Source organism: Demequina pelophila, assembly GCF_000971175.1.
GTDB lineage: Bacteria > Actinomycetota > Actinomycetes > Actinomycetales > Demequinaceae > Demequina > Demequina pelophila.
Genome location: NZ_BBLY01000001.1, coordinates 210,987 through 223,641, shown reverse-complemented (window position 1 = coordinate 223,641; position 12,655 = coordinate 210,987). Strand labels below are relative to the sequence as shown.

The following is a 12,655-nucleotide window of genomic DNA, read 5'->3' as shown; positions in this document are numbered from 1 at the left end:
CGGAGGGGGCGCCCAAGCGCGAGGGGAAGCGCGGCTACACCCCCTGGAGGCAGCCGGGGCCCAGCGCGGCCTTGAGATCCCCGTAGAGCGCGGAGGACCGCGTCACGCGGAACTCGTCGGCCAGCCGCATGGTGAGCGGCTGGTCGGGGCCCGTGAGCACCATGCGCACCTCGATCGCGCCCGGGTGGGCGCGCAGGATGCCCTTGACCTCCTCGACCAGCGGCGGCGTGATGCGCGCGGCCGGCACGGTGATCGCCACGGGCGAGCTGTCCGTGACGTTGACGTTGGGCATGCGCAGCTCGACGGCGGAGTACTGGAGGCCGCCGTCGCCCTTCTCGCGGCAGCGCACCTTGATGGCCACGACGGCGTCCTCGGCGAGGTCGCGCGCGTAGGTGTCGTACGTCTTGGAGAAGAAGGACACCTCGCACTCGCCGGTCATGTCCTCGAGCGTGACGATCGCGTACGGGTTGCCGGACTTGGCGATGCGCCGGTCCACGCGGGTGACCAGGCCGGCCAGCGTGATCTGGGAGCCGTCGGCCACGCCGTTCGCGGGCGTCGCGCCCAGGATCTGGTGGGAGGACTCCGCGCGGATCACGTGGTCGAGCCCGGACAGCGGGTGATCGGACACGTAAAGGCCCAGCATGTCGCGCTCGAGGTTGAGCTTGGTCTTCTTGTCCCACTCCTCGAGGTTGGGGACCTCGACCTTCACTCCCCCGCCCACGTCCTCGACCTCGGCGAAGAGGTCGAACTGGCCCGTGGCCTCCTGCTTCTTCACCCCGATGACGGCGTCGATCGCCTGCTCGTGCACCGTGTTGAGCGCGCGGCGCGAGGAGCCCATCGAGTCGAACGCGCCCGCCTTGATGAGCGAGTCGATGGTGCGCTTGTTGCACACGGTCGCGGAGACCTTGTCGAGGAAGTCGGCGAAGTCCGTGAACTTGCCCTTCTCCTCACGCGCCCGGATGATCTCCGCCACGACGTTCGCGCCCACGTTGCGCACCGCGGTCATGCCGAAGCGGATGTCGCCGCCCACGGCCGCGAAGGTGCCCTTGGACTCGTTGACGTCCGGCGGCAGCACGGTGATGCCCATGCGGCGACATTCGGCCAGGTAGATGGCGGACTTGTCCTTGTCCGTGCCCACGGAGGTGAGCAGCGCGGCCATGTACTCGGTGGGATAGTGCGCCTTGAGGTACGCGGTCCAGAACGACAGCACGCCGTACGCGGCGGTGTGCGCCTTGTTGAACGCGTAGTCGGCGAACGGGACCATGATGTCCCACAGCGCCTGGATGGCCTCCTCGGAGAAGCCGCGCTCGAGGCCGCCGTCGCGGAAGGGGATGAACTCCTTCTCGAGGACCTCGCGCTTCTTCTTTCCCATCGCGCGGCGCAGCAGGTCCGCTCGGCCCAGCGTGTAGCCGGCGATGATCTGCGCGATGCGCTGGACCTGCTCCTGGTAGACGATGAGGCCGTAGGTGATCCCCAGCACCTCCTTGAGCGGCTCCTCCAGCTCGGGGTGGATGGGGACGATCTCCTGGCGGCCGTTCTTGCGCTCCGCGTAGTTGATGTGCGAGTTCGCGCCCATGGGGCCGGGGCGGTACAGCGCGAGCACCGCGGAGATGTCCTCGAACGTGTCGGGCCGCATCTGGCGCAGCAGCGAGCGCATCGCGGTGCCGTCGAGCTGGAACACGCCCAGGGTCTCGCCGCGGCACAGCAGGTCGAAGGCGCCGTCGTCGTGCAGGGGCAGGTCCTCGAGGACCAGCGGCTCCTTGCCGTTGTCGACGATGTTCTCGAGCGCATCGTCCAGGATCGTGAGGTTGCGCAGCCCCAGGAAGTCCATCTTGACCAGGCCCAGCGTCTCGCACGTGGGGTAGTCGAACTGGGTGATGACCGCGCCGTCGGCCTCGCGGCGCATGATGGGGATGACGTCGATGATGGGGTCCGAGGACATGATGACGCCCGCCGCGTGCACGCCCCACTGGCGCTTCAGCCCCTCGAGGCCCTGCGCGAGCTCGAACACCTGCTGCGCCTCGGGGTCCGTCTCCAGGAGCTTGCGGAAGTCGTCGCCCTCGTAGTGGCGCGGGTGCTCGGGGTCGGTGACGCCGATCAGCGGCATGTCCTTGCCCATGATGGCCTCGGGGTAGGCCTTGGTGAGCTGCTCGCCCAGGGCGAAGGGCTTGCCCAGCACGCGCGTCGAGTCCTTGAGCGCCTGCTTGGCCTTGATGGTGCCGAAGGTGACGATCATCGACACCTTCTCCTGGCCGTACTTGTCCGTGACGTACTGGATGACCTCGCCGCGCCGGCGCTCGTCGAAGTCCACATCGAAGTCGGGCTTGGACTCGCGCTCCGGGTTGAGGAAGCGCTCGAAGTACAGCTGGTGCTCGATGGGGTCGATGTCCGTGATCTTCATCGCGTACGCGGCCATCGAGCCCGCGCCGGAGCCGCGCCCCGGACCCACGCGGATGCCGTTGTCCTTGGACCACTGGATGAAGTCGGCGACCACGAGGAAGTAGCCCGGGTAGCCCTTGCCCGCGATGACCTCGATCTCGAAGTTCGCGCGCTCCTGCACGTTGGCGGGGATCTCCTCGCCGTAGCGCTCGTGGAGGCCCTTCTGGACCTCCTTGACGAACCACGAGTGCTCGTCCTCCCCCGGCGGGCAGTCGTACAGCGGCATGTAGTCCGCCTTGGTGTCGAACTCCACCTCGCACTGCTCCGCGATCGCGACCGTGTTGTGCAGCGCCTCCGGGTAGTCGCCCCAGATCTTCCACATCTCCTCGGTCGACTTGACGTAGTAGCCGTCGCCGGAGAACGCGAAGCGCTTGCCGCCCTGGTCGTACGTGGGCTCGCTGAGCGTCGATCCCGACTGGACGCACAGGAGCGCCTCGTGCGCCGTCGAGTCCTCGCGCTTGGTGTAGTGGAGGTCGTTGGTCGCGACCAGCGGCGCGCCGATGTCCTTGGAGATCCTCAGCAGGTCCTCGAACACGCGCTTCTCAATGTCGAGCCCGTGGTCCATGAGCTCGACGTAGTAGCTGTCCTTGCCGAAGATGTCCTGGAACTCCGCGGCGGCCTTGAGCGCCTCCTTGTACTGGCCCAGGCGCAGGCGCGTCTGCACCTCGCCCGACGGGCAGCCGGTGGTCGCGATGAGGCCCTTGGAGAAGCGCTGGAGCAGGTCGCGGTCCATGCGCGCCTTGTAGAAGTGCCCCTCGAGCGACGCATAGGACGCGAGCCGGAACAGGTTGTGCATGCCGGACGTGTCGCGGGCCCACATGGTCGCGTGGGTGTACGCGCCGCCGGCGCTGACGTCGTCCGACTCCTGGCCGCGCTCGCCCCAGCGCACGCGCGTGCGGTCGCCGCGCGCGGTGCCCGGGGTGAGGTACGCCTCGAGGCCGATGATGGGCTTGATCCCGGCGGCCCGGCCCTTGGTCCAGAACTCGTACGCGCCGAACAGGTACCCGTGGTCCGTGGTGGCGATGGCCTTCTGGCCCAGCCGCTCGGTCTCCTTGAACAGGTCCCCGATCTTGGCCGCTCCGTCCAGCATCGAGTACTCGGTGTGGACGTGGAGATGAACGAAATCCTTGCCGGGCATGGGGACGATTCTAGAGAGCGTCACCGACATCCGGGGCCGCGGGGGACGCCGCCCCAGCACCGACCGCGTGTCGCGGGTCAGTCCCCGCGCAGCGCCGCGGCCGCCCGGTCCGTGTGCCAGCGGTAGTACGGCGTGCCGTCGCGCAGCTTCGCCGCCTTCGCCAGCCCGTCCGCGAGCGCGCGCTCGGTGGGCTCGCGCGTCCCGGGGTCGCGCAGGCCCGCGGCCTCGAGCATCCGCCCCACCTCGACGGCGGTCGCGCCCAGCACCTTGCCCAGGTCCGTCTGGTTGCCGAACCCGTCGCGGGACGGCTTGCGGGTGGACGATGCGCCGGTCGCCTTCCCCGTACGCCCGGACGATGCGGTGGCCCGGGAGGACGCGCCCGGCCTCGCCTGGGCGGGCCTGGCCCCGGCGGGCGCCGCGTCGACGTCGAGCAGCTCGCCCTCGTCCGAGCCCCACACCTCGCCGTCGCGCGCGCCGGCCACGCGGGCCGCGGCCGAGGCGCGGTCGTCGGCCCACTCGTTGAGCACGTGGCCGTCGTGGCCGCGCACCCAGGTGAGCGTCGCGGGCGGCAGCCCGGCCGCCTTGCGCGCGTCGCGCACGTCGATGAGGTCCTGGAGGATGTCCGCGTTCTTGGTGGGCGATCCCGAGGAGGTCTTCCAGCCGCGGCGGCGGTGGCCGTCCATCCACTTCGTGTACGTGTTGATGACGTACTGCGAGTCGACCAGCAGCTCGAGACGCGGCACGCGCGCGTGCTCGCGCAGGGCGTCGAGCACGGCGAGCAGCTCGCCCACGTTGTTGGTCGAGCGCGCGAGCGCCCCCGAGCGCCATGCGCCGTCCTCGCGCACCCACGCCCAGCCGGCCGGCCCGGGATTGCCCAGGCAGGCGCCGTCGGTCGCCACCACCACGTCCATCAACCGCTCCTTCCGTCGGGGCGCGCGCCCCGGCGGAACACGGTACGCGCCCGTGCCCGCCGCGGCGCGTGCGAACCGCCGGATTGGTCCGATGCGCGCCGCACGGGGAGAATGTCGCGGTGACCTCGCCCACCAGCCCCGATCCCGCCCGCCGCGATCCCTCGCGCCACGGCGGAAGGAAGGGCGGCGAGCACACGCGCGGCGGCAACGCGGGTGGCGCCGAGAAGGGCGCCGGGCGATCCGGCCGCGGCAGGGGCCGCGGACGCGGAGCCCGCCGACCCGAAACCCGGGGCCCCGCCCGCGTGAGCCGCCAGGCGCTGGAGGCCGCCGCATCGGCCCGCGAGGCGGTGGAGGTGCCGCCCATCTCCTACCCCGCCGAGCTGCCCGTCAGCGCGCGCCGCGAGGACATCGCAGCCGCCATCCGCGACCACCAGGTGGTGATCGTCGCGGGCGAGACCGGCTCGGGCAAGACCACGCAGCTGCCCAAGATCTGCCTGGACCTGGGCCGCGGCCGCGCGGGGCAGATCGGCCACACGCAGCCGCGCCGCATCGCCGCCCGCTCGGTCGCGGACCGCATCGCGGAGGAGCTGCGCACCACGCTGGGCGCAATCGTGGGCTACCAGGTGCGCTTCACCGACCAGTCGAGCGAGAAGACCCTGGTCAAGGTGATGACCGACGGCATCCTGCTCGCGCAGATCCAGCGCGACCCGGACCTGCTCGCGTACGACACGCTCATCATCGACGAGGCGCACGAGCGCAGCCTCAACATCGACTTCCTGCTGGGCTACCTCACCAACCTGCTGCCGCGCCGTCCCGACCTCAAGGTGATCATCACCTCGGCGACCATCGATTCGCAGCGCTTCGCGCGCCACTTCGCGCCCGGCGGCCCGCTGCCGCCGCTGCCGGAGGAGCCGCTCGAGACCGACGAGGCGGGGGACGATGCGCCGACCGCCCCGGTCGTCGAGGTCACCGGCCGCACGTTCCCCGTGGAGATCCGCTACCGCCCCCTCGAGGGCGAGGAGCGCGGCGAGGAGCGCGACCTGGTCACCGGCATCGTCGACGCGTGCGACGAGCTCATGGCCGAGGGCCCCGGCGACATCCTGGTGTTCCTGTCCGGCGAGCGCGAGATCCGCGACGCCGCCGACGCGCTCGAGGGCAGCCTGGGCGAGCGCGCCCGCGACCCGCGCCACCCCCGCCGCGTCGAGATCCTGCCGCTGTACTCGCGCCTGTCCGCCGCCGAGCAGCACCGCGTGTTCGAGCGGCACTCGCACCGGCGCATCGTCCTGTCCACCAACGTGGCCGAGACCTCGCTCACCGTCCCCGGCATCCACTACGTGGTGGACCCGGGCACCGCGCGCATCTCCCGGTACTCGAAGGCGACCAAGGTCCAGCGCCTGCCCATCGAGCCCATCTCCCGGGCGAGCGCCAACCAGCGCTCGGGCCGCGCCGGCCGCCTCGCCGACGGCATCGCGATCCGCCTCTACGCGGAGGAGGACTTCGAGACCCGCCCCGCGTTCACCGAGCCGGAGATCCTGCGCACCTCGCTCGCGAGCGTCCTGCTGCAGATGATCTCCGTGGGCGTGGCCTCCTCGCCCGACGACGTGGCGCGCTTCCCGTTCGTCGAGCCGCCGGACACGCGCGCGATCCGCGACGGCGTGCAGCTGCTCACCGAGCTGGGCGCGGTCGCGACCCGCGACGGCCGCACCGTCCTGACCGAGGTGGGGCGCAAGATCTCCCGCCTGCCCATGGACCCGCGCCAGGCGCGCATGATCGTCGAGGGCGCGCGCCACGGCGTCGCCCGCGAGGTCGCGATCATCGCCGCCGCGCTGAGCATCCAGGACCCGCGCGAGCGCCCCTCGGAGCGGCGCGAGGAGGCGGACCTGCTCCACCGGCGCTTCGCCGACCCCACCTCGGACCTGCTCGCCTACCTCAACCTGTGGCAGCACGTCCGCGAGCGCCAGCAGGCCCTCTCCGGCAACCAGTTCCGGCGCACCTGCAGGGCGGAGATGCTCAACTTCCTGCGCGTGCGCGAGTGGCAGGACGTGGTCCAGCAGATCCGGGTGAGCGCCAAGGAGCTGGGCATCGAGATGCCCCGGCTCGAGTCCCGGCCGGTGACACCGGAGCCGGGCGACGATGCGGCGGCGGGCTCCGGCGCGTCCGCCGCCGGTTCCCTGCGCCACGTGTGGGACGAGGACGCGATCCACCGCAGCGTGCTCGCGGGCCTGCTGTCCCACCTGGGCATGCAGGACGACTCGGACGTCAAGGCGTCGAGCTTCTCCCACCTCAAGGGCGGCCAGCGCGAGGCCGCGATGCGCAAGGCCCGCAAGCGCGCCCGCAACGAGTACGTGGGCGCCCGCGGCGCACGCTTCGCCATCAACCCCGGCTCGCCCCTGTCGAAGAAGCCGCCGGCCTTCGTCATGGCCGCGGAGCTGGTCGAGACCAGCCGCCTGTGGGCCCGCGACGTGGCCGCGATCCGGCCCGAGTGGGCGGAGGAGCTCGCCGGGGACCTCGCCCGGCACACCTACTCGGACCCGCACTGGTCCACCCGCCAGGGCGCGGCGATGGCCAAGGAGAAGGTGCTGCTCTACGGCGTGCCCATCGTGGCCGACCGCGAGATCCTGTGGGGCCGCGTGCGCCCCGAGGAGGCGCGCGAGATGTTCATCCGTCACGCCCTGGTCCAGGGCGAGTGGACCACGCACCATCGCTTCTGGAAGGACAACCAGCGGGTCCTCGAGGAGGCCGCCGAGGTCGAGGCGCGCGCCCGCACGCGCGGCGTCATCGCCGACGAGGAGACCCTGTTCGCCTTCTACGACGAGCGGCTGCCGGAGTCGATCGTGTCCGCGCGGCACTTCGACCGCTGGTGGAAGGACGCGCGGAGCGACGATCCCGGCCTGCTGAGCCTCACGCTCGACGCGCTGGTCCCCGAGTCCGAGCGCATCGACCCCGCGCTGTTCCCCGACGCCTGGCCGCAGCTGGACCTCGAGCTGCCGCTCACGTACCAGTTCGAGCCCGGCACCGACGAGGACGGCGTGACCGTCCACATCCCCCTGCCGGTGCTCCCCCGCCTCCTGCCCGACGGCTTCGACCGCCTGGTCCCCGGCCTGCTGCCGGAACTGGTCACCGCGACCATCCGCGCGCTGCCCAAGGCCGTGCGCCGCCTCCTGGTGCCCGCACCGGACGCGGCCCGGGACATCGTCGCCTGGATGGGCGAGCACACCCCGGCCTGGGCCGATGCGGTGCGCGCCGGGGACATGGGCACCCCCTTCCGCGAGGACTTCGCCCGGGCCGTGAGCCACGTCCGCGGCGTCGAGATCCCCGCCGACGCGTGGGAGGACCTCGACGAGCGCCTGCCCCTGCACCTGCGCATGAGCTTCCGCGTCGAGGACGAGCGCGGCCGGCGCCTGGCCGAGTCCGCGTCCCTGCTGTCGCTCCAGCGCGAGCTCGCCCCGCGCGCGCAGAAGGCGGTGCGCACCGCCGTCCAGCGCGCGGCCGACGCGGCGCACGAGGCCCGCGGGGGCACGGGCGGCGCCGCCACGGGTGGCGCCGGCAACGGCGGTGCGGGCCGGAGCGGGGCGGGCGCCGCCGCGCGTCCCTCCGCGACCGCTCCCGCCGCCCGCCCGGTGGCCGCCGCGGTCGCGGAGGTCGACCGGCTGACCGGTTGGCCCGACCGCGACGAGCTGCCCGCCGAGGTCGAGGCCACCGTCCACGGCCTCACCGCGCGCGGCTATCCCGCGCTGGTCGCCGAGCGCGGCAAGGACGGCCCGCGCGCCGCGCTGCGCGTGCTCGCCGACCCGCAGGACCGGGATGCCCGGCATGCCGCGGGCGTGCGCCGCCTGCTGCTCACCGAGCTCGCGCTGCCGGTCAAGCGCGTCACCACGCGCTGGTCCACCACGGAGTCGCTCGCGCTCGCGGCGTCCCCGTACCGGTCCACGGAGGCGCTGGTCGACGACCTCCAGCTGGCCGCGGTCGCCGCGCTCACCACGCCCGGCGCCGCGCACACCTCGCCCGCGCTGTCCCTCGATGCCGGCGCGATCCGCTCCCGCGCCGACTACGAGGCCGCCCGCGACGCGCTGCGCCCGCGCCTCGAGGACGAGGTGCTCGCTGTCGCCCGCCTGGCCGCCGCGGCGCTCGCCGCCGCCCGGGACCTGGACGCCGCCGTCCGCGGCGCATCGTCCCTCGCCCTGCTCGCCACCCTGCAGGACCTGCGCGACCAGGCCGCCGGGCTGGTGCCGGACCGGTTCGTGAGCGCGACGCCGCCGGACCGGCTCCGCCACCTCGAGCGCTACCTGCGGGCCGGGCTGCACCGGCTCGAGAAGGCGCAGGCCGATCCCCAGCGCGACGCTCAGCTGTCCTACCAGGTGGGAGAGTCCGTCGCGGCGTACGAGGCGGTGCGCGGCGCCCACGCCCAGGGCCGTCCCGACGCGGCGGCCGCGGCCGGCCTCGAGCGTGTGCGGTGGATGCTCGAGGAGCTCCGCGTCTCCCTGTTCGCGCAGAGGCTGGGCACCGACGGGCCGGTGAGCGAGCAGCGCATCCGCAAGGCGCTCGCCGCGATCGGCTGAGATCGCGCGCGCCCGCGGGGCCGGGCGGGCTCAGCCCCGCAGCACCTCGAGCGCGTGCGCGAGGTCGGCGGGGTAGGTCGAGGTGACGCGCACCTCGCGCCGTTGGGTGGGATGCGCGAAGGCGAGCTCGTGCGCGTGCAGCCACTGCCGGCCCAGGCCCAGGCGCTTGGCGAGCACCGGGTCCGCGCCGTACGTGAGATCGCCGGCGAGCGGGTGGCGCATCGCGGCCATGTGCACGCGGATCTGATGGGTGCGGCCCGTCTCGAGGTGGATCTCGAGCAGCGAGGCCGCCGGGAACATCTCGAGCACCTCGTAGTGGGTGATGGACGGCTTGCCACCCTCGACCACGGCGAACTTCCAGTCCTGTCCGGGGTGGCGGCCGATGGGCGCGTCGATGGTGCCCTCGGTCGGGTCCAGGTGGCCCTGGGCGACCGCGTGGTACACCTTCTCCACCGTGCGCTCCTTGAAGGCGCGCTTGAGCTCCGTGTAGGCCGCGTCGGAGCGCGCCACCACCATGAGGCCGGAGGTGCCCACGTCGAGGCGGTGGACGATGCCCTGGCGCTCGGGCGGCCCCAGCTCGGACAGGCGGTGGCCGGCGCTCGCGAGGGCGCCCGACACGGTGGGCCCGGTCCAGCCGGTCGACGGGTGCGCGGCGACGCCCACGGGCTTGTCGACGACGATGATGTCCTCGTCCTCGTACCGGATGGTCAGCCCGCCGGGGATGGGCGGCTCGGGCGCCGCCTCGCGCTCGTCGGGGATGTCGACGGCCACGATCCCGGCGGCGAGCCGGTCGGACTTGCCCAGCGTGCGGCCGTCCTGGAAGACGCCCCCGGCCTCGAGGATCTCCGCGGCGCGGGTGCGCGACAGGCCGAGCATGCGCGCCAGGGACGCGTCGGCCCGCTCCCCCTCCAGCGCGTCGGGCACCGGGAGGTAGCGCGTCTCAGCCACGCTCCGCCTCGGCGTCGCCGTCGGTGACCTCGTCCGAGGAGCCCACGGTGGAGCCGCCCGCGGCGGCGACCGGCGCATCGTCCCCGGTCTCGCCCAGCGGGTGCCACCCGAACAGCGAGCCCGCGACGATCGCGATCGCGGCGCCCACGATCGCGATGTCCGCGACGTTGCCCACGAACTGGTGGCCGTAGTTGATCATGTCGACCACGTGGCCCTGCCCGAAGGACGGGTCGCGGAACAGCCGGTCGATGAGGTTGCCGATCGCGCCGCCCAGGGCGATGCCGAACAGCGCGACGGCGGGACCGGTGCGCGCGCGGCGGCCGTAGAACACGATGCCGGCCGTGATCGCCAGCGCGACCAGCGTGAGGACCCAGGTGTAGCCCGCGCCCATGCTGAACGCGGCGCCCGAGTTGAAGACCAGCTGGATGCCCAGCAGGTCACCGAGGAGCGGGTGATTCTCGTACGGTTCGAGCGCGGACAGAGCCCACTGCTTGGTGGCGAGGTCGACGGCGATGACGCCGCCGGCCCACAGCCAGAACGCCGGCCTCCAGGTCAACGACGTTCCTCGCGCTGCTTGCACTGCACGCACAGGTTGGCGCGGGGGAAGGCCATGAGGCGCGCGCGCCCGATGCCCTTGCCGCACGACTGGCACTGGCCGTACGTGCCGGCCGTGATGCGGCGCAGCGCGTCGACGCTCTGCTCGAGCATGTCGCGGGTGTTGTTGACGATCGACATCTCCTGCTCGCGCTCGAGCGCGGTGGATCCGGCGTCCGCCTGGTCGTCGCCGGCGCCCTCGGAGGTGTGCAGCAGGTCGTCGAGCTCGTGCTCGGTGACGCCCAGCTCGATGACCAGGCGCTCGACGTCGGCGTTGAGGCTGGTCACGATCTCCCGCAGCTCCGCGATCTTCCAGGCCTCATCGCCCTCGCGGACCGTGAGCCGCTTCGCGTCCGCCGGCTTGAGGTCGGCGGGGTCGACCACAACGATGGTCACTTCGGTGGAACTCATGGCTGTCCTCGATTCTGCCTAGTAGATAGACCCTAGACCCGCCCGCCACACATGGCAAAGCGCCGCGCCGTCCGGCGCGGCGCTCCGCTCATGGTGTCAGTTCTGCTCGCCCTCGGACGTGCGCGCCCAGGGGTAGTCGTACTGCGTCGGCTCGCCGCCCTCGGCGTCGCCCTGCTCGGCGCCCTCGGGCTGCTCGGCGGACTCGGCCGGAGCGTCGCCCTCCTCGCCCTCGCCCACGTAGGGCGTCTCGGGGGTGGTGCCGTGGTCGAGGTCGCCCAGCAGGTTCTGCAGGTAGCCCTTGAGGCGCGAGCGGTAGTCGCGCTCGAAGCGGCGCAGGTCGTCGATCTTCGCCTCGAGCTGCGTGCGGTCGGCCGCGAGCTGCTCCATGCGGGCGGAGGCGTCCTGGTCCGCGCGCTCGACGATGGACTCGGCCTTCGCCTTGCCCTCCTCGATGAGGCGGTGCTTCTCCTCCTCGCCGGCGGCCACGTACTCGTCGTGGAGCTTCTGCGCCATGGCGAGCATGCCGGTCGGGGTGGGGGGCGTCGGGTCGGTCGCGGCGGGCACGAGGCCGGCCTCCGCGGTCGCCTGCGCGGACTCGGCGCCGGCGGCCGGCGCCTCCTCGAGGCGCTTGGCGAGCTCGTCGCGCTCCTGGGTCAGCTGGGCGATGGTCTCCGCGACCTTGTCGAGGAAGTCGTCGACCTCATCCTGGTCGAAACCCTCGCGGTACTTGGTCTTCGAGAATGCCTTGTTGAGGACGTCCTCGGAGGTCAGCAGTGCCATCGGTTGTCCACCTCACGTCGTTCGGGGCCGGTGGCACCGGCCTGTGTGTTGCAGGTCACTCTACCTACTCGCGGGGCCTGGTGCGAAAACCGCGGCTCAGCCGACGCCGAGCAGCAGCTGGTACGCGATCTGCACCGTGAAGAACACGATGAGGAACGCGAGGTCGATGCGCACCTGCCCGATCGCGAGCGGCGGCACCACCTTGCGCACGGCCTTGATGGGCGGATCGGTCACCGTCAGCACGCCCTCGACCGCGACCACCGAGGGTCCGGTGGGGCGCCAGTCCCGGGCGAACACCATGACGAGGCTGATGACGATGCGCGCGAGCAGCAGCAGCATGAACAGGAAGAGCAGCAGCTGTGCCGCCTGGATGAGAATGCCCACCCGCGAAGACTACCGCGCCGCTCAGGCCTGGTTGTAGAAGGTGTTGTCCTTCTTGGGCTCGTCGTCGATGCCGATCTCGACGTGCGCGGGCGACAGCAGGAACACCGAGGTGGTGACGCGCTCGATCGAGCCGCGCAGGCCGAAGGACAGGCCCGCGGAGAAGTCGACGAGGCGCTTGGCGTCCGCGTCCGACATCTCGGTGAGGTTCATGATGACCGGCACGCCCTGACGGAACGCCTCGCCGATGAGGCGCGCGTCGTTGTACGAGCGCGGCTTCACGGTCTGGATGCGGGGCAGGTCCGCCCCGGCCGTCGGCGCGGCGGCGGAGGTGTGCTCCGTGGCCTTCGCCTGCTTGACCTCGGACACGTCGTGCAGGTGGGTGACGGGCGCGAGCTCGGGCTCGGCGTAGTCGTACTCCTCCTGCTCGTTGACGTCGAAGCCGAGGTACTGAATCGCCTTGCGGAACCCGCTCATGGTGACCCCCTGTGGTG

General features: G+C 72.3%; 9 protein-coding genes. 1 reads left to right on the top strand and 8 read right to left on the bottom strand.

What is annotated here, in order from left to right:
• Window positions 1-34: 34 nt before the first annotated feature.
• Together dnaE and AOM03_RS12330 are read right to left on the bottom strand one after the other, a co-directional pair.
• Window positions 35-3,577 (bottom strand): DNA polymerase III subunit alpha, encoded by a 3,543-nt coding sequence (gene dnaE / locus AOM03_RS01050; RefSeq protein ID WP_062377411.1) that lies wholly within the window; start codon window positions 3,575-3,577, stop codon window positions 35-37.
• Between the two features lie 77 nt (window positions 3,578-3,654).
• On the bottom strand, window positions 3,655-4,488 hold the full coding sequence (locus tag AOM03_RS12330) for a ribonuclease H family protein (protein ID WP_082092139.1): 834 nt from the start codon (window positions 4,486-4,488) through the stop codon (window positions 3,655-3,657).
• Window positions 4,489-4,790: 302 nt separating this feature from the next.
• Between AOM03_RS12330 and hrpA the strand changes: the two genes are divergently transcribed.
• Window positions 4,791-9,047 carry an ATP-dependent RNA helicase HrpA gene (hrpA, locus tag AOM03_RS01040; RefSeq protein ID WP_062379064.1) on the top strand — a complete coding sequence of 1,419 codons (4,257 nt, stop codon included), beginning with the start codon at window positions 4,791-4,793 and terminating at the stop codon, window positions 9,045-9,047.
• A gap of 30 nt (window positions 9,048-9,077) precedes the next feature.
• On the opposite strand, the gene AOM03_RS01035 is transcribed toward hrpA, so the two are convergent.
• The 6 genes from AOM03_RS01035 to AOM03_RS01010 all read right to left on the bottom strand — a co-directional run bounded on the left by AOM03_RS01035 (window position 9,078) and on the right by AOM03_RS01010 (window position 12,638).
• Complete coding sequence (locus AOM03_RS01035) at window positions 9,078-9,995, bottom strand: RluA family pseudouridine synthase (protein ID WP_062377410.1); 918 nt, start codon at window positions 9,993-9,995, stop codon at window positions 9,078-9,080.
• Entirely contained in the window at window positions 9,988-10,551 is a 564-nt protein-coding gene (lspA, locus tag AOM03_RS01030) for a signal peptidase II (RefSeq protein WP_227589832.1), read from the bottom strand. Before lspA ends, AOM03_RS01035 begins: the two co-directional genes overlap by 8 nt.
• Window positions 10,548-11,000, bottom strand: a complete 453-nt coding sequence (locus AOM03_RS01025; RefSeq protein WP_062377409.1) for a TraR/DksA family transcriptional regulator — start codon at window positions 10,998-11,000, stop codon at window positions 10,548-10,550. The genes lspA and AOM03_RS01025 overlap by 4 nt, the downstream gene beginning before the upstream one ends.
• 96 nt (window positions 11,001-11,096) lie before the next feature.
• Window positions 11,097-11,780: a DivIVA domain-containing protein gene (locus AOM03_RS01020; RefSeq protein ID WP_062377406.1), complete on the bottom strand. Its 684-nt coding sequence runs from the start codon at window positions 11,778-11,780 to the stop codon at window positions 11,097-11,099.
• Between the two features lie 96 nt (window positions 11,781-11,876).
• Complete coding sequence (locus tag AOM03_RS01015) at window positions 11,877-12,164, bottom strand: YggT family protein (RefSeq protein WP_082091999.1); 288 nt, start codon at window positions 12,162-12,164, stop codon at window positions 11,877-11,879.
• 21 nt (window positions 12,165-12,185) lie between these two features.
• The gene (locus tag AOM03_RS01010; RefSeq protein ID WP_062377404.1) at window positions 12,186-12,638 is read right to left on the bottom strand and encodes a cell division protein SepF; all 453 of its coding nucleotides are present in this window, start codon (window positions 12,636-12,638) and stop codon (window positions 12,186-12,188) included.
• Window positions 12,639-12,655 lie beyond the last annotated feature (17 nt).